This window comes from Streptomyces sp. SS8 (assembly GCF_054072955.1).
In genome coordinates, this window is the sequence record NZ_JBSVCZ010000010.1 from 55,657 (window position 1) to 74,936 (window position 19,280).

At 74.1% G+C, this 19,280-nt stretch carries 17 protein-coding genes and 1 pseudogene; 8 read left to right on the top strand and 10 right to left on the bottom strand.

All coding sequences use genetic code 11. The features are described 5' to 3' along the window. Positions 1 to 237: 237 nt before the first annotated feature. From ACW69E_RS12150 to ACW69E_RS12160, 3 genes are all read right to left on the bottom strand, one after another. Entirely contained in the window at positions 238 to 1,125 is an 888-nt protein-coding gene (locus ACW69E_RS12150; protein WP_457498199.1) for a hypothetical protein, read from the bottom strand. Then, positions 1,122 to 1,457 carry a PadR family transcriptional regulator gene (locus ACW69E_RS12155; RefSeq protein ID WP_055631055.1) on the bottom strand — a complete coding sequence of 112 codons (336 nt, stop codon included), beginning with the start codon at positions 1,455 to 1,457 and terminating at the stop codon, positions 1,122 to 1,124. The genes ACW69E_RS12150 and ACW69E_RS12155 overlap by 4 nt, the downstream gene beginning before the upstream one ends. Positions 1,458 to 1,602: 145 nt before the next feature. Then, complete coding sequence (locus ACW69E_RS12160; RefSeq protein WP_457498200.1) at positions 1,603 to 3,801, bottom strand: alpha-galactosidase; 2,199 nt, start codon at positions 3,799 to 3,801, stop codon at positions 1,603 to 1,605. A 251-nt stretch (positions 3,802 to 4,052) separates the two neighbouring features. Here ACW69E_RS12160 and ACW69E_RS12165 point away from each other — a divergent pair, with 251 nt between their 5' ends. Together ACW69E_RS12165 and ACW69E_RS12170 are read left to right on the top strand one after the other, a co-directional pair. Next, positions 4,053 to 6,545, top strand: coding sequence for a glycoside hydrolase family 2 protein (locus ACW69E_RS12165; protein WP_457498201.1), 2,493 nt, complete (start codon positions 4,053 to 4,055; stop codon positions 6,543 to 6,545). Further along, positions 6,546 to 7,436: a LacI family DNA-binding transcriptional regulator gene (locus ACW69E_RS12170; protein WP_457498202.1), complete on the top strand. Its 891-nt coding sequence runs from the start codon at positions 6,546 to 6,548 to the stop codon at positions 7,434 to 7,436. A gap of 117 nt (positions 7,437 to 7,553) precedes the next feature. On the opposite strand, the gene ACW69E_RS12175 is transcribed toward ACW69E_RS12170, so the two are convergent. Next, positions 7,554 to 7,889: a chaplin gene (locus tag ACW69E_RS12175; protein WP_457498203.1), complete on the bottom strand. Its 336-nt coding sequence runs from the start codon at positions 7,887 to 7,889 to the stop codon at positions 7,554 to 7,556. 228 nt (positions 7,890 to 8,117) lie between these two features. On the opposite strand from ACW69E_RS12175, the gene ACW69E_RS12180 reads away from it, so the two are divergent. Then, entirely contained in the window at positions 8,118 to 8,927 is an 810-nt protein-coding gene (locus ACW69E_RS12180) for an SDR family oxidoreductase (RefSeq protein WP_457498204.1), read from the top strand. A gap of 133 nt (positions 8,928 to 9,060) precedes the next feature. Then, positions 9,061 to 9,846 carry a VOC family protein gene (locus ACW69E_RS12185; protein ID WP_457498205.1) on the top strand — a complete coding sequence of 262 codons (786 nt, stop codon included), beginning with the start codon at positions 9,061 to 9,063 and terminating at the stop codon, positions 9,844 to 9,846. Positions 9,847 to 9,904: 58 nt separating this feature from the next. Here ACW69E_RS12185 and ACW69E_RS12190 read toward each other — a convergent pair whose 3' ends face one another. The 4 genes from ACW69E_RS12190 to ACW69E_RS12205 form a co-directional block, all read right to left on the bottom strand. Further along, positions 9,905 to 11,623, bottom strand: coding sequence for a RecQ family ATP-dependent DNA helicase (locus tag ACW69E_RS12190; RefSeq protein ID WP_457498316.1), 1,719 nt, complete (start codon positions 11,621 to 11,623; stop codon positions 9,905 to 9,907). Positions 11,624 to 11,789: 166 nt separating this feature from the next. Next, positions 11,790 to 12,554, bottom strand: coding sequence for a metallophosphoesterase family protein (locus tag ACW69E_RS12195; RefSeq protein WP_457498206.1), 765 nt, complete (start codon positions 12,552 to 12,554; stop codon positions 11,790 to 11,792). After that, a complete protein-coding gene (locus ACW69E_RS12200) occupies positions 12,551 to 12,838 on the bottom strand; it encodes a BON domain-containing protein (protein ID WP_457498207.1) in 288 nt (95 codons plus the stop codon). The genes ACW69E_RS12195 and ACW69E_RS12200 overlap by 4 nt, the downstream gene beginning before the upstream one ends. Next, entirely contained in the window at positions 12,835 to 13,575 is a 741-nt protein-coding gene (locus tag ACW69E_RS12205) for a hypothetical protein (RefSeq protein ID WP_457498317.1), read from the bottom strand. The genes ACW69E_RS12200 and ACW69E_RS12205 overlap by 4 nt, the downstream gene beginning before the upstream one ends. A gap of 398 nt (positions 13,576 to 13,973) precedes the next feature. Here ACW69E_RS12205 and ACW69E_RS12210 point away from each other — a divergent pair, with 398 nt between their 5' ends. From ACW69E_RS12210 to ACW69E_RS12220, 3 genes are all read left to right on the top strand, one after another. Then, positions 13,974 to 14,648: a DUF4230 domain-containing protein gene (locus ACW69E_RS12210; protein WP_457498208.1), complete on the top strand. Its 675-nt coding sequence runs from the start codon at positions 13,974 to 13,976 to the stop codon at positions 14,646 to 14,648. A gap of 241 nt (positions 14,649 to 14,889) precedes the next feature. Continuing rightward, positions 14,890 to 15,867 (top strand): alpha/beta fold hydrolase, encoded by a 978-nt coding sequence (locus tag ACW69E_RS12215; protein ID WP_457498209.1) that lies wholly within the window; start codon positions 14,890 to 14,892, stop codon positions 15,865 to 15,867. Positions 15,868 to 15,951: 84 nt separating this feature from the next. Beyond that, complete coding sequence (locus ACW69E_RS12220) at positions 15,952 to 16,776, top strand: MerR family transcriptional regulator (protein ID WP_457498210.1); 825 nt, start codon at positions 15,952 to 15,954, stop codon at positions 16,774 to 16,776. A gap of 75 nt (positions 16,777 to 16,851) precedes the next feature. On the opposite strand, the gene ACW69E_RS12225 is transcribed toward ACW69E_RS12220, so the two are convergent. After that, positions 16,852 to 17,601, bottom strand: a complete 750-nt coding sequence (locus ACW69E_RS12225) for an SDR family oxidoreductase (protein WP_457498211.1) — start codon at positions 17,599 to 17,601, stop codon at positions 16,852 to 16,854. A 359-nt stretch (positions 17,602 to 17,960) separates the two neighbouring features. Between ACW69E_RS12225 and ACW69E_RS12230 the strand changes: the two are divergent. Beyond that, positions 17,961 to 18,080 (top strand): annotated as a pseudogene (locus tag ACW69E_RS12230) (hypothetical protein); the annotation flags it as partial. A 117-nt stretch (positions 18,081 to 18,197) separates the two neighbouring features. Here ACW69E_RS12230 and ACW69E_RS12235 read toward each other — a convergent pair. Beyond that, positions 18,198 to 19,229 carry a sigma-70 family RNA polymerase sigma factor gene (locus ACW69E_RS12235; RefSeq protein ID WP_457498212.1) on the bottom strand — a complete coding sequence of 344 codons (1,032 nt, stop codon included), beginning with the start codon at positions 19,227 to 19,229 and terminating at the stop codon, positions 18,198 to 18,200. Positions 19,230 to 19,280: the final 51 nt, after the last annotated feature.

Here is a 19,280-nt window from a genome sequence, read left to right on the forward strand (position 1 = left end):
GCGGGGGGCCCGCACGTCGCGCTGCGGGTGCCCTTTCGCTGAGGGCACCCAAGATCGCACGGCCGGCCCGGACAGCACTCCCGGATAGAACACCGGAGAGAGTATTCATCTCGACGGACTATTGCAACGCGCGCGGGGCACGGTGTGCTGCCGGCGTGGAAGCCGTCAGGCAGGGCACATGGTCGGCACGGCGAAGCCGGCCGCCCGTTGGCGGGCGGCCGGAAAGTGAAGGCGGGGTCAGCGTCGGTGGCGCACTGCCTGGAAGAACGCGGTGAGCGCGGCCACGACCGACAGCAGGAGAAAGGTGCCGAGGACGGGCCGGAGATCGCCCCAGGCAGTCGCGTAGGAGTAGGCGACCAGCGGCGGAGAGGCCACGGCCATCGCGCCCATCTCACGCAGACCTGAGGAACGCGCGCGGAGGGCGAGGACGGCCCCGGTGAAGGCGAGGACCAGCACCGGCCAGGCACCGTAGTCCGTGGTCACACCGAAGGCCCCTGTATAGGTCCCTGCATTCACGACGACGACGGGAAACCACCCTGCGGCGGACATGGCGCCGGCCGCCGCCGACAGCCGCCTGTCACCGCGGCGATCCGGAGGGCAGGCGAGGACGACGGCGACGGTCAGCAACGCCGCGACCGGAGCGGCGGCCCCCTCGTCGTACAGGCGAGTGCCAGCGGCCCACTGCACGGCCGTCCCCAGCAGCCCGCACACGGCCATCCCCACACCCGGCCCCCACCGGCCGGTCAAGGCGATGACCGTGCCGACGCACACCAGCAGTGAGAGCAGCATGTACAGGCTCCACGCACCATCCATGGCGAAGAGCTGTACCCGTACCGGGGCCGGGGAGAGAACAAGCCCGGCGTACCAGCGTGTCAGTTGCAGCCCGCTGTCCACCGCACCGGCCGCCAGTGCGAACGGGGCAGCCAGGGCGAAGAAACGCCCCGCAGGCGACGCCGAGTCAAGCCCCAGCCGAACCCGTAGGGCGTGCGCGATCAGGTCGGCGTCCGCACGCAGCCGAGCCGCCCGCGGCATGTCTGACGTCATCTCCCGGTGCACATCGATGATTTCCTGCCCGTGAGCAGCCCGGTACGCAGCCGGATACAGACGGACGAGGAGATCACTCACGCCGGCGCCGCCGCACCGTCGGCCAGACGCCGCCTGACTTCCCGGGCGGTCGCGGCCAGCCGCTCCGCCTCGGCCTCCAGCCGCTCCCGCCCGGCGGGAGCGAGAGCGAAGACACGACGAGCCCGGCCGCCCACCACCTCCTCACGCTCCACTTGGATCAAGCCCTCCGCCAGCAGCCTGTCCAGCGCCCCGTAGAGCGCCCCGGTACGCGGCGCCACTCGGCCGTCGGTGATGGTCTTGACCTCCTGTGCGATGGCATACCCGTGCCGAGGGGCATTCGCCAGCGCCGTCAGCAGCAGCAGGGCCAGCTCCTGCATTCCTCGTTCGCTCATGCCGACAGGGTATTCCGCCCGACGGACCTTCGGCGGGCAGCAGATGCGGCACCCGCAGATGCCCGGCCTGCCGCTGCCGAGGCCCTGGCAGGGCGTACGTTCCAGGCGCCCGGACGGAGTTCGCGATCTCCACCCCCGGCACTGCTCACACCCGGGTCGCGCGCAGCAGCACCAGCCGCTCGGGGTGGAGCACCGGGGCCTGGAGCCCGGCCGCGGCCAGTACCCGGCCCGGCAGCCGTACCCCCTCCGGCGTCCACCAGGGCAGCGGGACGCCCCAGTGGTGGGCGTTGCCGTCCGGCAGGTCGCCGGGGGGCTGCGGGCGCACGTGGTAGAGGGCGTCCGCGTCCAGCCCCGGCAGCCGGACCGGGCCGGCCGGATACAGCCCGGAGGTGGCGGTGGCGACGAGGGCGTACACCGCGTCCGAACCGTCCTCGGCGACCACGCCGTGCAGACGGCAGGCCGGGTCCGGATGGTCGGCGTGGACGGAGGTGCCGGTGTGGAGCAGACCGCGCAGCTCCTTGTGGAGCTCCACCCACCGCGCCAGCCGCGCCAGTTCCTCCGGCGCGGCCGCGGTCAGGTCCCACTCGATGCCGAAGTGCCCGAACAGCGCCGTGCCCGCCCGGAAGTCGAGCGGGTGGCGGCGCCCGGTGGTGTGCGCGACGTCCGACCCCACATGGGTGCCCATGAGTTCGAGGGGGATCAGGGCGTTCGTCCAGCGCTGGATGGTCTGGCGCTCCAGGGCGTCGATGCAGTCCGAGACCCACACCCGGTCGGTGCGCTGGAGGATCTCCAGGTCCACCCGTCCGCCGCCCGAGGAGCAGGACTCGATCTCCACCCCGGGGTGGCGGCGGCGCAGCTCGTCCATCAGCCGGTAGACCGCCCGGGTCTGGCCGTGCACGCCGGCGCGGCCGGTGGGCCGGTGCCCGGCGTCCACCAGGTCCCGGTTGTGGTCCCACTTCAGATAAGCGATCGGATACGTGCTCAGCAACTCGTCCAGACGCCGGAGGATGTGCGCGAACGCCTCCGGGCGGGCCAGGTCGAGCACCTGCTGGTGGCGGGCCGCACCGGGCAGCCGGTCGCCGGCGGCCATGATCCAGTCGGGGTGGGCGCGGGCCAGCCCGGAGTCCTCGTTGATCATCTCGGGCTCGACCCAGAGGCCGAACTGCATGCCCAGACCGGTGACATGGTCGGTCAGCGGGCCCAGCCCGTGAGGCCACACCTCGTCCGAGACGTACCAGTCGCCCAGGGCCCGCCGGTCGTCGCGGCGCGCGCCGAACCAGCCGTCGTCCAGGACGAAGCGCTCGGCCCCCACCGCGGCGGCGGCGTCGGCCAGGGCGCGCAGCCGGTCCAGGTCGTGGTCGAAGTAGACCGCCTCCCAGGTGTTGAGGGTGACCGGCCGGGGAGCGGCGGGGTGGTGCGGGCGGGAACGCAGCCAGCGGTGGAAGCGGGCGGAGACCTCGTCCAGGCCGTGTCGGCCGTAGGAGCCGTACTGCCAGGGGGAGGTGTAGGACCGACCGGGCTCCAGCACCACCTCGCCGGACAGCAGCAGCTCGCCCGAGCCCAGCAGCGACACCGAGTGGAAGGTGCGCTCGGCGAAGGTGCGGTGGTTGCCGGACCACGCGGTGTGCACGGCCCACACCTCGCCCGAGCGGTTGCCGAATCCCTCGGTGCCCGCGGCCAGCAGATAGGCGCTGTCGTAACCGGTGCGGCCGGTGCGGTTCTCCCGCATCCGCAGGCCCTGGGTGAAGGCGGTGCGCTGCGGGCTGCGTTCGCGCAGGTGGTGCCCGGTGAAATCCAGCAGTTCGGCGGCCTCGGCGGGCACCGGCAGCATGAGGTTGACGGCGTCGACGGCGAAGGGGGAGGAGCCGAGGTTGGTGACCGTGGCGCGCTGGCGCACCAGCCCGGACGCGGTCAGCTCGATCACCAGCTCCAGGTCCAGGGCCGCTTCCTCGTCGCGGGCGAGGAGGGTGACGGCGGCGCCGCCTTCGCCGCCGAAGGAGCGGGACTCCCGCGCGGGCCCGGTGAGGGTGGCCTCGTGGACGGTGAAGGCGGTGGAGAAGTCCCGGCCGCCGCGGTTGCCCACCAGGCCGGGGGTACCCAGCCAGCCGGCCGACTGCTCGGGCAGCACGGAGACCTCGACCGGGCCGTCGACGGAGAAGCCGATGGGCTGCGGCGCCCCGGCCAGTCGCAGGGAGCCCAGTTCCCCGGGGGTCAGCGCGCCGAGGTCGGCACCCCAGTGCAGGACTCGTGGAAGGGTGCCGCCGGTCAGGTCCAGCACGAGGCTGACGCCGGCCGCCCGCAGATGCGTCACATCGAGGGGGAGGGAAGCGGAACGTGATGCCACGGTGGTGTCTCCGTCCTGGCCAGGCCGACGCCGGAGGCGCCGTTGACTTACTTTGTTCGGTGGCGTAAGAATCTCGGGCGACGATACTCGGCCCGCCGGGGAGAAATCCACCAGGGGCCGACCGCGATCCCGCGTCCGTTCCCGTCCCCGCCTCCATCCCCGCCTCCAGTGTCCCCGCCCTCCGTCCGTTCCCGGACGCCTTCGCAGACCAGCCGCTCCGCACCGCGGAGCCGACCGAGGAGTGAGCGTCGATGATCCGCCAAACCCTGCACGACGGCTGGCAGTTGTCGGCGACCGGCGGGCCGGTCCCCGCAGGTGTCGCGGGCCGGACCGTACCGGCCGCCGTGCCGGGCAGCGCCCATCTGGACCTGCTCGCGGCCGGCCTGATCCCCGATCCCTACCTGGACCGCGCCGAGGAGGAGCTGGTCTGGGCCCACCGCACCGACTGGCGCTACACGCTCGCCCTCACGGCCGGCGCCGCCGGGCCCGGGGAGCGGGTGGACCTCGTCTTCGACGGTCTGGACACCGTGGCCACCGTCGAGCTGGACGGGAAGGTGCTGGGCAGCACGGCCAACATGCACCGCGCCTACCGCTTCGACGTCCGAGGCGCCCTGACCGGCGGCTCCCAGGAACTGGCCGTCTCCTTCCGCTCCGCGCTGGAGTACGCCGAGGAGGTCGAGCGCAGTCTCGGCCGCCGCGACCACGTCTACCCGCACCCCTTCAACATGGTCCGCAAGATGGCCTGCAGCTTCGGCTGGGACTGGGGACCGGACCTGCAGACCGCGGGCATCTGGAAGCCGGTGCGACTGGAACGCTGGCACACCGCCCGTCTGGCCCGGGTGCGCCCGCTGGTGACGGTGGACGCCGACGGCACCGGACGCGCCGAGATCCACGTCGACGTCGAGCGTTCCGGCCTGGACGGCGGGGACGCCCCCCTGGAGCTGACCGCCACCGTGGACGGCCGCACCGAGCGCGTCACCGTACCCGCCGGCGAGACGGCCGCGACCGTCACCGCCACCGTGCCCGGCGCCCGCCTGTGGTGGCCCGCCGGATACGGCGACCAGCCCCTGTACGGTCTCACCGTGACCCTCGGCGTCCCGGGCCGGGCGGACTCCCGGGAGCCGCTGGACACCTGGGAGCGCCGCATCGGCTTCCGGACCGTCACCGTGGACACCACGCCCGACGAGGTCGGCACCCCCTTCACCGTCGTCGTCAACGGCAGGCCCGTCTTCGTCAAGGGCGCCAACTGGATCCCCGACGACCACTTCCTGACCCGGATCACCCGCGAGCGGATCGAGCGCCGTGTGGACCAGGCCGTCGGCGCCCACATGAACCTGCTGCGGGTGTGGGGCGGCGGCATCTACGAGACCGAGGACTTCTACGACGTCTGCGACGAGCGCGGCGTCCTGGTCTGGCAGGACTTCCCCTTCGCCTGCGCCTCCTACCCCGAGGAGGAGCCGCTGTGGAGCGAGGTGGAGGCCGAGGCCCGCGAGAACGTCGTGCGCCTGGCCCCGCACCCCTGCCTGGCCCTGTGGAACGGCGCCAACGAGAACATGTGGGGCTTCCGTGACTGGGGCTGGCCCGAGCAGCTCAAGGGCCGCACCTGGGGCCTGCGCTACTACACCGAGCTGCTGCCCTCCATCGTGGCCGAACTGGACCCGACCCGCTTCTACAGCGCCAACAGCCCCTACAACCCCGGCGCGCCGGTCGACGGGATCCACCCCAACGACCAGGACCACGGCACCCGGCACGAGTGGGAGGTGTGGAACCGCGTCGACTACACCCACTACCGCGACCACATCCCCCGGTTCTGCTCGGAGTTCGGCTTCCAGGGGCCCCCGACGTGGGCGACCTTGACCAAGTGGGTCCACGACGAGCCGATGACGCCCACCTCGCCCGCCTTCCTGCTGCACCAGAAGGCCGAGGAGGGCAACGACAAGCTCGCCCGCGGCATGGCCCCCCATCTGCCCGAGCCGCAGAGCTTCGAGGACTGGCACTGGGCGACCCAGCTCAACCAGGCCCGCGCGGTCGCCTTCGGGATCGAGCACTTCCGCTCCTGGTGGCCGCGGACGGCCGGATCGGTCGTCTGGCAGCTCAACGACTGCTGGCCGGTCACCTCCTGGGCGGCGGTGGACGGCGACGAGCGGCCCAAGCCGCTGTGGTACGGGCTGCGCCACGCCTACGCCCCCCGGCTGCTGACCGTCCAGCCCCGCGACGGCCGGCCCGCCCTGATCGCGGTCAACGACCACGACGGGCCCTGGAGGGGTGAGCTCCTCCTGGAGCGGCAGACCTTCACGGGCGCCGTACTGCGGAGCGTTAGGCTTTCCCTCGACGTGCCGCCCCGCTCGGTCGCCCGCATCGAAACGGACACGTCACTGGTCAGCCCGGACGACGCCCGCAGGGAGGTGCTGGTGGCCACCGCGCCGGACGCACGCGCCGTGCACCTCTTCGCCGAGGACGTGGAACTGGACTACGACCCCGCGCCGCTCAAGGCGGAGGCCGTCGCCGTGCCCGGGGGATACCGGGTGGACGTGCGGGCCTCGTCGTTCGCGCGCGACGTCGCGATCCTGGCCGACCGGGTCGCCCCCGACGCGGTCGTGGACGAGATGCTGGTGTCCCTGGTAGCCGGGGAGAACCGGTCCTTCACCGTGCGGACCGAGGCCGACATCGACCCCGCCGCGCTGACGGAGCCGCCTGTGCTGCGCTCCGCCAACGGCCTGAGCGCTCCGGTGGTGCGGTACTGAGTGGACGCTTCGGAACACACCGGGACGGCGGGCGCCGGCTTCTCGGGAGCCGTCGGGCTGGTGCTCGCGCGCCCCGCGCGGCTGCTGGGCGTCGAGCCGTTCTTCATGGAGTTCATCGCCGGTATCGAGGAGCGCCTCGCCGAGCGCGGCCTGTCCCTCCTGCTGCACGTCGTGGCGGACCAGGATGCCGAGATCGCCGCCTACCGCCGCTGGGCGGAACGCGGACTGGTCGAGGCGGTCGTGGTGGTCAACCGCACCGTCGACGACCGGCGGCCGGCGGTGCTGCGCGAACTGGGGCTGCCCGCCGTCCTGGTCGGCGCGGGCAGCGGTGACGACACGCCCATGCCCGCGGTCCGCACCGACGACGCGGGGCCGGTGCGCGAGGCGCTGGCACATCTGCTCGACCTCGGCCACCGCCGTATCGCCCGGGTCAGCGGCCCGGCGGGCCTGCTGCACACCCGGGCCCGTACCGGGGCGCTGGTCGAGGGGTGCCGGGAGGCCGGAGTCGAACCGGTGGTCGTCGAGGGCGACTACTCCGACGAGTCGGGCGCCAGGCTCACCGCGGAACTGCTGCGTCGGCCGGAGCCGCCCACCGCGATCCTCTACGACAACGACGTGATGGCGGTCGCCGGGCTGGGGGCGGCCAAGGAGATGGGCGTCGCCGTTCCCGAGCGGCTCAGCCTGATCGCCTGGGACGACTCGACGATGTGCCGCCTGGCGTCGCCGCCGCTGACGACCATGAGCGTGGACGTGCACCAGTACGGTGTGCTGGTGGCCGAGTCGGTGCTCGAACTGGCCGACGGCCTTCCGGTCGCCGAGCGGTGGTCGCCCACCGCCCGGTGCGTGCCCAGGGGCAGCACCGCACGCCGCACGGTCCCCTCCACCGCCTGACGCCGCCCTGCCGCGGGAAGCGGTGAAAGGGCGGGAACGGAAGACCTCCGGGGAGGGGGCCCTCGCCGAGGGCCTCCTCCCCGGAGGTTCTGAGTCCGGACGCGGCCGGCGGCGCGGTCAGCGGCTGCCGTGGTGCTTCTTGCCGTGGTCCTTCTTCTTGTGGTCCGCCTTCTTGTGGTGCTTCTTGCCGTGGTCCTTCTTGGCGTGGTGCTGGTCCCCGTTGACGCAGGTGTTGCCGAACGCCGGGTTCAGCAGACCGACGATGTTGACGGTGTTGCCACAGGCGTTGACCGGGATGTGGACCGGCACCTGGATGACATTGCCGGAGACGACGCCCGGGGAGCCGATGGCGGCACCCTGCGCCCCGGCGTCGGCGGCGGCGACTCCGGCGGAACCGGCCAGAGCGGCACCGGCGGCGGCCGTCACGGCGACAGCCTTGGCAATACGCGACATGAAGAGTCACTCCTTATAGCGAACAAACGCCCATCCGCCCGACTGGAGGCGGTGGTGCCGTGACCAACGCCCGATCCGCCCGGAGGTCACCGCGATTAGGCCGAATGGTGGTAGGAACGACGGCCCGGAGGCGGTCCGGGCGGCCCCGGCCGCCTCCGGGCGCGGCCGTTTCGGCCGGGAGCGCCCGGGTACCGGGACCCGGCCCGGAACCCGCCGTAGGAGGACTGAATGAACGCGCACAGCGACTCCCCCGCCCGCGTCGCGGTGATCACGGGCGCGGACTCGGGGATCGGCCGCGCCACCGCCGTACGCCTGGCCGAGCAGGGGATGGACATCGGCATCACCTGGCACGAGGACGAGCAGGGCGCGCGGGAGACGGCCGAGGAGGTGCGCTCCCACGGCCGCCGGGCCGCCGTCGAGCGGATGGATCTCACCGACCTGCCCGCCGCGGCGGACGCGGTCGACCGCCTCGCCGACGAACTCGGCAGGATCGACGTCCTGGTCAACAACGCCGGCACCGGCACCGCCACCCCCTTCCTCGACATCGGTCTCGACACCGTCCGGAAGGTCCTCGACGTCGACCTCGTCGGCCCCTTCCTGTGCGGGCAGCGCGCGGCCCGCCGCATGATCGACCAGGGCGACGGCGGCAGGATCGTCAACATCACCAGCGTCCACGAGCACCAGCCGCGGGTGGGGGCCGCGCCCTACTGCGCGGCCAAGGGCGGGCTCGGTCTGCTCACCCAGGTCATGGCCCTGGAACTGGCGGCGGACGCGATCACCGTCAACGCCGTCGCGCCGGGCGAGATCGCCACGCCGATGACCGGCCAGGAGGACACCGACGTGACCACCGAGGAGCGGCCCGGCATCCCCGCGGGGCGGCCCGGCGACGCCCGCGAGGTGGCGGCTGTGGTCGCCTTCCTCGCCGGGCCGGACGCCGCCTACGTCACCGGCGCGTCGTGGGCGGTCGATGGCGGAATGCTGCGGATGGGACCGCAGGCCGGCTCCCATCTGGAGAGCCACTCCTGGCGCCGCCCCTGAACGGCTCCCGCCGGGGACGGCCGTTGCCCCGGTTGGTGGACGCCGGTTTCCCCCCGGCGCCGCGAGAGGGCAGCATCGGTCCAGGAGAGCCCGGACAGGGCGGCCCGGACGAGAGACGGTGTGGTGATCGGCCGTGACGGAGACCGAGCGCGTGCCGCAGGGCGCGCCCTGCTGGGTCACCCTGCTGGCTCCCAACCTGGAGGCCGCGCAGAACTTCTACGGCGAACTCTTCGGCTGGCGGTACCGGCCGGGCTCGCAGCGGCTCGGCCACTACGTGGTCGCGCTGGCCGGGGACGTCCCCGTCGCCGGGCTGGGCGAGGCCAAGGACAGTCTGCGCACCCTCACCTCCTGGACGGCGTACTTCGCCTCCGACAGTGTCGACGTCGCGGCCGGGCGGGTGCGCGAACGCGGGGCGACCGTCGCCGTGGGGCCGGTGCGGTTCGCCTCCGGCCGGGTGGCGTGGGCGGCCGACCCCGCGGGGGCGGTCTTCGGGATCTGGGAGGGCGGCATCGACCCGGAGTGGCAGGCCGGAAGCAGGGTCAACGCCCCCTCCTGGCTCGAACTGATCACCCGCGACGCCTTCGCCGCCGCGCTCTTCTACGGCGAGGTGTTCGGCTGGGACAAGGGGGACCCCGAGCGCTACGACGTCCGCTACGAGCACGACCGGGTGATCCTGCGCATCGACCGGCGCACCGTGGCGGGACTGAGCGGCGGAGCGGTGGAGGACGCGCCCGATCCGCGGGTGCGTCCGCACTGGCACGTCCACTTCCGCGTCGAGGACGTGGACGCGGCGGCGGTGAGGGCGGAGGCGCTGGGGGCCGAGGTGGTCTCCGCACCGGCCGACACCCCCTCGGGGCGGCAGGCGGTCGTCCGGGACCCGCAGGGCGCCCTGTTCTCGGTGGAGAACAGGGCGCCCTGAGCCCGCGGGGAGCGTCCCGCGGGCCCGGCCCGCTCCTCGGGCGCTTCGGGCGCGCGGGTCAGTCGCCCGACTCCTCGCCGAGGGTGAGCAGCCCCTGCCCGACCACGGCGTCCAGCGACAGGGTGCGGTAGCCGACCGTGTCGAACAGGACGGTGACCCGGTCCTCCTCCTCGCTCATCACCAGGCCCTCGCCCCACTCGCGGTGGCGCACCCGCACCCCGGTGCGGAACCGGCCGGCGTCCGGCCGGGGGCCCTCCTCGACACGGGGCGCGGGCCGCTCGGGCAGGCCGCGCGCCCCGCGTTCCTCGTACCGCTCCGGCTCGCGGCCGTCCCCGCCCCGCGCCCGGTCCTCCCCGGCCGCCAGGCAGTTGTCGCAGTTGCCGCAGGGCGGGTCGTACTCCTCGCCGAAGTAGCCCAGCAGGAAACGGCGGCGGCAGCCGGAGGTCTCGGCGTAGCCGCGCATCATCTCCACCCTCGACCGCTCCAGCCTGTGCCGGGCCCCGGCCAGCTCCGCCGCGCGGTCGGCGGCCTCCCGGGGGCCGAGCTCCCCGGCGGGGGCCAGCTCACCGCCGGGGGTGACGGTCACCGCCCCGGCCTCCTCCAGGAGGTTGACGGCCGCGGTGAGACGGCTGGCGGACAGCCCGGTCCGTTCGCGCACCCGCGCCGCGGGCAGTGGGCCACCGCTGCCGCGCACCGCCTCGGCGACGTCGGTCAGCGTCCCGGTGTCGGTGTGCCCGGAGGAGAAGAACTTCCGCAGCCCCAGGTCCTCGGGCCGGTAGTGCAGTACGGCCAGTGCCGGTGCGCCGTCGCGGCCGGCCCGGCCGATCTCCTGGTAGTAGGCGTCCGGTGAGCCCGGCACGGAGGCGTGCAGCACGAACCGCACGTCCGGTTTGTCGATGCCCATCCCGAAGGCGGAGGTGGCGACCACCACGTCCAGGCCGCCGCCGAGGAACGCCTCGTGGGCGCGGGAGCGCTCGGCCGGCGGCAGGCCCGCGTGGTAGGCGAGGGCGGAAAGACCCAGCTCCGCCAGCTGCCCGGCGTACTCCTCCGCCTCCCGGCGCGTGGCGGTGTAGACGATGCCCGGCTTGGGCTCGGTGGCGGCCCGCTCCACCACGGCCCGGCGCTTGTCCGCCTCCTCCAGGAAACCGCGCACCTCCAGGCGGAGGTTGGGGCGGTCGAAGCCGGCGACGATCCGGGCGGGGCGCTCCATGCCCAGGCGCTCGGTGATCTCCTCGCGCACGGGAGGGGCCGCGGTGGCGGTCAGGGCGAGGACGGTGGGGCGGCCCAGCCGCCGCGCCACGTGCCCCAGACGCAGGTAGTCCGGGCGGAAGTCGTGGCCCCAGGAGGAGATGCACTGGGCCTCGTCGACCACGAACAGCGAGGGCCCGGTCCGCGCCAGCCGCTCCACCACCTCGTCCTTGGCCAGTTGCTCGGGGGAGAGGAGCAGGAACTCCGCGTCCCCCTCGCGTACGGCTCGCCAGGCCTCGGCCGTCTCGCCCGCCGCCTGGGCGGAGTTGACCGCGACGGCCTTCGGGGCGTCCGGCGCCCCGCCCTCCGCCAGCCCCTCGACCTGGTCCCGCTGGAGCGCGATGAGGGGGGAGACCACCACGGTGGGGCCGGGCAGCAGCACGGCGGGCACCTGGTAGACGGCGGACTTCCCCGCGCCGGTGGGCATCACCACCAGCGTGTCCCGGCCGCGCAGCACCTGCTCCATGGCCTCGGCCTGGCCGGGGCGCAGCTTGTTCCAGCCGAAGAGCTCCGCGGCGACACGCCCCAGCCGGTCCCGGTCCCGGTCCCGGACCCGGGTGCCGTCTCCGGCTCCGTCCTCCGCACGGGCGGCCCCGCGGCCGGACCCGGTGGTGTCGCGCACGCCCTGCTCTCCTTGTCTCATGCGGCGCGGGACGCATCCCGCGGGCCGGTGCTCCGACCGGCGCTCCGGCGGCTCAGCGGGAGGCCCCGGCCAGCGCCCCGGTTCCGCGTTCCGTGCCGGGCTCCAGGTGGTACACCGCGAAGGCGCGCCGGATGACCGGCTGGGCGACGTTGCGCACCCGCACCCCGCCGCTGGTCATGCCGTGCTCGGTGCCCGCGTGGGCGTGCCCGTGGACGGCCAGGTCGGCGCCCGCCGCGTCCACCGCCTCGGCCAGCAGGTAGCTGCCCAGGAAGGGGTAGATCTCCAGCGGCTCGCCGGCGAGGGTGTCGGGCACGGGGGAGAAGTGCGTCAGGGCGATCCGTACGGCGCACCCCTGCCACTCCAGCTCCTCCAGCGAGGTCCGCAGACCGTCCGCGCAGCGGCGGGTGTAGCGGATGAACTCCTTCATGATCGGCTCGCCGAACTCGCCGCCGCTGCGCCCGGCGAACCCTCCGCCGAAGCCCTTGGTCCCCGCGACGCCGACCCGGGTGCCGTCCACGTCCACGACCGTCCCCCCGCCCTCCAGGACGGTCACGCCCGCATCCCGCAGCACGGCGGTGACCTCCTCGGGGCGCTCGTCCTGGTGGTCGTGGTTGCCCAGCACGGCGATCACCGGCACCCGCAGGCCCGCGACCTCCTCGGCGACGACCCGCATCTCCTCGGGCGTGCCGTGGCGGGTCAGGTCCCCGGCGAGCAGCAGGAGGTCGGCGCAGTCGGGCAGGGTCTCGAAGGCGGGGCGCAGCACCCCCCTGCTGTCCGGCCCCATGTGGATGTCACCGACGGCTGCGACGCGGATCATGCCAGCTCCTCAGGACGGTCGGGGGCGGTGGGGTCGGCCACGACGATGTCGGTGCGCACCGGTGTGCCGCCCAGTTCCTCCTTCGCGACGCGCACGACGGTGTCGCGGCACTCGGCGGTGGGGACGGTGCCGCTGACGACCACCGTGTTGCCGCGGGACTCGATGCGCATGCCGAGTTCGGCGACCTCCTCGCGCACGAGCCTCTCCTGCAGATGGGCGATGCGGTACTCGGTGTTGTCCGCGCCGCCTCCCCGGCCGCTCCGGCCGGTGTCGTGGTCCGTCACGGCAGTCCTCCACGGTCGTCGTCCTGCGGCGAGATGACCTGCAGACGTTCCAGCAGGTAGAGAAAGGCGTCCGGCATCGGCGCCGCCCCGCACTCGTGCCGCACCCGGGGCCAGTCGACCTTCTCCCGCAGGGCCCGCGCGATCGGCAGCACGGCGCCGAAGTCGCAGTGGTGCTCGGTGAAGGCGTTCAGCAGGCTGGCGAGCAGGTCGGTCACCGACAGCACGGGCATGCGGACCGACTCCACGGGCAGCTCCTCGGCCCGCCCCAGCAGTTCGCGGGTCACCGGCTGCCGCGCCAGCTCGAAGATCAGATCGATGTCCTGGCCCATGCACCGGGCCTTGAGCAGCCAGTCCTCCGGCGGGGTGTACACCTCCAGCCCGGCGTCGCGGAGCGTGGCGGCCACCGCGTCTGCGTCCTCGGGAAGGACGCAGAAGTCGGCGTCGTGCTGGAGGTTCCCCGGGCCGCCGTGGGCGTAGACGGCGACGCTGCCCGCCAGGGCGAAGGGATGTCCGGCGCCCTTCAGCAGGGAGGCCACCTGCTTGGTGGCCTCCAGAATGGCCTGGGTGAGGTTGGGAGGCAGCTCCTCGAGTCCCGCGTCGGCCTCCGGGCGGACCTGCCCGCCGCTCTGCTCACCGCTCCGTCCGCCACTGCGCTCGCCGCCGGGCCCGGTTGCCGGGCGCGGGGCGGCCGGCAGGTCCCGCTCGGCCGGTGCCGCCTCGCCCGGATGCTCGGTCACAGTCACTCCGCTCTCCAGGTCGTCTCGTCGTTCCCCACCGCCGTGCCACCGTGGCGCCGTTCCGGGGCCGCCGGGGCCGGGCGCTTCCACGAGAGCACCGGTACCCGCCGTCGTCCGATCGATACCGGGCGCACCGGTGCGGGGGGACGGAGCGGACGGGCCGGCGGCCCGCCGCGGGGCGGGCCGCCGGTGGGCGGTGCGCGGCCGGAGGCCGCCCGGGACGCGCCTTCCCGCCGGCGGGGCGGAGCGGCGGTGCCCGTGGAACCGCGCCACGGGACGGGGCGGACGGGGGTCGCGCCTGCCGCCCGGTACGCGGTCAACTCCCTGCCATGCCGGGGGAGTTTCGGGGAACACCCCCATCTGACGGAGTCTCCCGCCGCCGATGGAGGTGCACGCAGATGGCCCGCCCCGACAGGTCCACGTCCTCCCCGAGATGGATCGCCCCGCTCCTGATGGTGGTCCTTCTGCTGGCCGGAGTGCTGCTGGCCGGACAGCTCCGCCTCCTGCCCGAGCTGGGAAACCCGTTCGCCACCGAGACCGAGGACCGCACCGGTCCCGCGGTGCTGAAGTCCTTGAGGGACATGAGCCGCTACGAGGGCGCCTCGGGCACCTTCCAGGTCGTCGTCGACCTGGACAAGGACGCGAAGTTCCTGCCGGACGCGGTGCGCGGCAGCCGGACGCTGTTCGTCGGCACGGGCAGCGTCGGCGCGTACGTGGACCTCGGCGGTCTCGGCGAGGAGGCCGTCACGGTCACCGACGACCGCAGGGGCGCCACGGTACGGCTGCCGCACGCCCGCCTGGAGAAGCCCGCGCTGGACGCCGAGCGCTCGTACGCCGTCACCAAGGAGCGCGGTCTGCTCGACCGGCTCGGCGACGCCTTCTCCGACAACCCGGGCGACGAGCGGGAGGTCCACCGGCTCGCGGCCGAGCACATCGGCGAGGCCGCGAAGGAGAGCGGGCTGGCGAAGCGGGCCGAGGTGAACACCGAGGACATGCTGGAGAACCTGCTGCGCTCCCTGGGCTTCGAGCGGGTCTCGGTGACCTTCGGCGAGGAGGGCGGGGGGCGCGGCTGAGCGCGGGCGCGGGGGCGCCCCGACCAGTACACACCGCCCGGCGGGGTGTCGCGGGGGAGCCGTCCGGCCGGGAGGCCTTCTCCGTTCCCTCCGGGGCGCGGTCCCGCTATCGTACCGACCGGCTGGTAGGCAGCTCCCGCCCGGCGGGCCGCCGTACGGCCCGGCGACAGGCGGCGGACCGCCCGACGGCCGCGGAAGCCGACCACCCCGGCCCCGGCCGGGCCCCGCCGAGGAGGAACACATGCCACGTGCCCTGTCCAACGGAATGGAACTGGAGTACGACACCTTCGGCGACCCGGACGGGCCGGTACTGCTGCTCGTCATGGGCCTCGGCACCCAGATGACCGCCTGGCACCCGCGTTTCTGCGGGATGCTCGCCGACCGGGGATTCCACGTCGTCCGCTACGACAACCGCGACTGCGGTCTGTCCACCTTCCTGGACGACTGCCCGCCCCCGGACATCCGGGCCGTCCTGGCGGGCGACACCTCCACAGCCCCCTACCGCATCGCCGACATGGCCCGGGACGCGGTGGGCCTGCTCGACGCGCTGGAGGTCGACGCCGCGCACATCGCCGGAGCCTCGATGGGCGGCATGATCGCCCAGCAGTTCGCGATCGACTACCCCTCGCGGGTGCGCTCGCTGTGCTCGATCATGTCCACCACCGGAGACCGCTCCGTCGGCCGGGGCGCCCCCGAGGCGCTGGCCGCGCTGGCGGCCCCGCCGCCCCGCGACCGGCGGGAGGCGGGGGAGCGGGGTGTGCGCTCCTTCTCCGTCCTCGGCTCGCCCGGCTACCCGACCGCTCCCGAGGAGCTGCGCGAGCGCGCCGAGGCGGCCTACGACCGCTCCCCCCGGCCCGACGGATTCGCCCGCCAGTACGCCGCGATCCTGGCCTCGCCCGACCGTACGCCGGACCTGCGGACCGTCACCGCTCCGGCGCTGGTCGTCCACGGCGCCGACGACCTCCTCATCGACCGCGACGGCGGCGAGGCGACGGCGGCCGCGATCCCCGGCGCCGAACTCCTGGTGATCCCCGGCATGGGGCACGACCTGCCCGAACAGCTCTGGCCGCTCCTGACCGACGCCATCGCGCGCAACGCCGCCCGCGCGGACGGCCGTGTCACCGCTCCCGGGGCCGCCCCCAGCGTTCCCGCGCCCTCCGGCACCGCTCCCGCGGCCCCCGCGGGCTCGGGAACGGGTGGCCCCGGGCACAGCGGCTGAGGGACCCTCGCGAACTCCTCCGGGGCACTTCCACCGCCCGGGCTTGACCCTGACACCGTGTGAGGCCCTGGAGTGGGAGGCGTCATGTTCAACATCGGAGACTTCGCCAGGCACGGCCGCGTGTCGGTCCGCATGCTGCGGCACTACGACGCGATCGGGCTGCTGCGCCCCGCCCGGACCGGTCCGGTCAGCGGCTACCGCTTCTACGAGGCGGGCCAGCTCGCCCGGCTCAACCGCGTCATCGCGCTGAAGGACCTCGGCTTCACCCTCGAACAGGTGAGGACGATCCTCGACGAGAGCCCGGGCACCGAGGAACTGCGCGGGATGCTCAGACTGCGGCGGGCGGAGCTGGAGGACGCGGTGGCGACCGCCACCGCGCGGCTGGCCCGGGTCGAGGCGAGGCTCCGGAGCATCGAGAGCGAGGGACACATGCCCACCGAGGACGTCGTGGTCAAGAGCATTCCGCCGGTGCGGGTGGCCGAGCTGAGCGGCATCGCCGACGGCTTCGGGCCCGAGCACATCGGCCCGGTCGTCCAGCCGCTGTACGACGAACTGTGCCGCCGGCTGGAGCGGGCCGGGGTGGAGGCGGCCGGGCCGGGCATCGCCTGGTACGAGGACGCCCCCGGCGGGGGCGGCGCGGTCGTCGTCCACGCCGGTATCACGGTCGCGGCCGGTCCCGGCGCGGAGGACGGCTTCGAGGTCGTGGACCTGCCCGGTATCGAGCAGGCCGCCACCGTCGTCCACCGCGGCCCCATGGACCGCGTCATGCCCACCGCCCAGGCGCTGGCCCGCTGGATCGACGCCGGCGGGTACCGCTCGGCCGGCTATGCGCGGGAGTTGTACCTGGAGTGCCCGCAGGACCGGGAGAAGTGGGTGACCGAGCTCCAGGAGCCGATCACGAGGGCCTGACGCCCATGCGCGCCGGTGCCCGCTCCCGCCCCGCCGCGGGGACGGGGGCGGGCACCGGCCGGCCTCGCGTGCCGGTCAGGGCCAGGAGGTCTCGCTGCGCGGCACCACGACCACCTCGGGCATCACGCTACCTCCGGGGACCGCCAGCGCGCACATGACCGCGTCCGCCACGATGTCCGGACTCTGCAGCTTGGAGGTGTCCGCGTCGGGGAAGCGCTCCGTCACGAACGGGGTCTCCATGCCCCCCGCGATCACCCCGGTGACCCCGATGCCGATGCAGTCGCGCTGCGCCTCCTTGAAAAGGGTGTGGGTGAAGGCGCGCAGTCCCGACTTGCCGGCCGAGTACGGGCCGGCCTCGGTCCAGGTGCGGTTGGAGGCGGTGGACAGGATGTTGACGATGTGTCCGCCGCCGCGGGCGACCATGCGCCGGTAGGTCTCCAGGCACATGTACATCGGCCCCAGCAGATTGGTGGAGACCACCCGGGTGACCTCCTCGGCGGACAGGTGCTCGACCGGCTTGGAGACGTCCACGGCGGCGTTGTTGACCAGGACGTCCAGGGGCCAGGACGCCTCGTCCAGTCCCCGGAAGGCCGCCTCGACCGCCTCCGGATCGCGGACGTCCACCTCCAGGAAGCGGACGTCCGCACCCTCCTCCTCGCTGAGCCGGGCGCAGAACTTCTCGCCCTCCTCGCGGCGCACGTCCACCACCCGCACGGCGGCCTTGGCCCGTGCGAGGCGGCGGGTGATGGACGCGCCCAGGCCGCGGGCACCGCCCGTCACCAGCGCGTTCCTGCCCTCCAGATCCAGCCGTACCGCTCCGCCCACGGTGCTGCCTCCTCACTCGGCCGCTGCGGCCGCTGTGGCGTCCGCGCCGGAGTGCCCTCCGGAGGGAGGCCGAAACGGGCGCCGCCCGCCGGGCGGCGGACGGACACCGCCCGTTTCACCCGGACGGAGTACCGCGGGCGGGAGCGCCGCGCAGCCGGCCGCGCGGTGGGGCGATGAGTTCCGCCCGTCCGGCCGGTCTGCCCCGGTGACCCCGGAAGCCCTCGTGACCAGGAGGCCCGGTCTTGGCAGCTCATGAGGAAGCACACCCGTCCGGCCGCGGGACGGCCTCGCTCGTACTGGCCGCCGATGGCCCGGTCACCCGCGCCGGCATACCGCGGCTGTGCGAACGGCTGCGCCGGGTGCTGTGCCGTACCCGGACGGACCCGGTCGTCGTGGAAGCCGGGGAGTTCTGCGCGGCGGACATGGTCACCGTCGAGGCGCTGGTCCGGATGCAGCTCACCGCCCGCCGCCTGGGGCGCCGGATACGGCTGGGCGGAGCCGACGAGGAGCTGTTGGGTCTTGTCGCCTGGACCGGGCTGGGCGGGGAGGTACCCACCGCCGGAGCGGGCCCGTGCGCGCCGCCGTACCGGGGGCGCTCAGCGGGGAGCGAGGCGTGCGGGCAGCCCGAACAGGGGGAACAGCCGCGCGGTGTCAAGAAAGGCGTTGAGCGCGGTGATCCGGCCGCCGGACACCTCGACGACCTGCAGTGCCCAGGGGGAGAAGCCGCCGTCCGGATCCGGCCGGTACTGCCCGAACGCCCCGCAGCCGTTCGCCGTGACCGGGATCAGGCGTGACCCCCGGCAGCCCGCGCCGTGCCCGGTGAGCCACGCCCGTATGTCGGCGTGGCCGCGCAGCCACAGTTCGTAGGGCGGCATCGACAGCGTCGCGTCGTCGTGCAGCACCGAGGTGAGGGCGTCGAGGTCGTACGCCTCGAAGGCGCTGACGTAGCGGGCGAGGAGCGCACGCTGTCCCTCGTCCATCGAGTCCGTGCTCCCGCCGGCGGTGGTCTCGGAGGTGACCTCGGCGGAGGCGAGCGTGGCGCGGGCGCGCTGGAGCGCGCTGTTGACCGACGCGACCGTGGTGCCCAGCAGCTCGGCGACCTCGCTCGCCCGCCAGGCGAGCACCTCGCGCAGGATCAGCACCGCACGCTGCCGGGGCGGCAGGTGCTGGAGGGCCGCGACGAAGGCCAGCCGGACCGACTCCCGGGCCACGGCCGTCTCGGCCGGATCGCCGTCGGGCAGGATCCGGCCGCTCGGCATCGGCTCTATCCAGGTGGTCTCCGGGAGGGCGGGTCCGGGCGGGTTCTCCGCCCCCGAGGGGGAGGACAGATCCATGGGGCGGGCGCGCCGCCGGCTGCCTCCGAGCATGTCCAGGCACACGTTGGTGGCGATGCGGTACAGCCACGACCGCAGCGAGGAGCGCCCCTCGAAGCGGTCCAGGGCGCGCCAGGCGCGCACCATCGTCTCCTGGACCGCGTCCTCCGCCTCGAAGGCCGACCCCAGCATCCGGTAGCAGTAGCCCGTCAGCTCCACCCTGTGCCGTTCCAGCCGCAGCTCCGCGGGCTCCGGCTCCGCGGACTCGCGCGTGGCCGTGCCCTTCGTGCCGCTCGCCGTCGCCACGTCACCCATCGGAGCCCCCTGTGACCCTCGTTCCCCGTCCGCGCGCTCCGCCCTGCGACG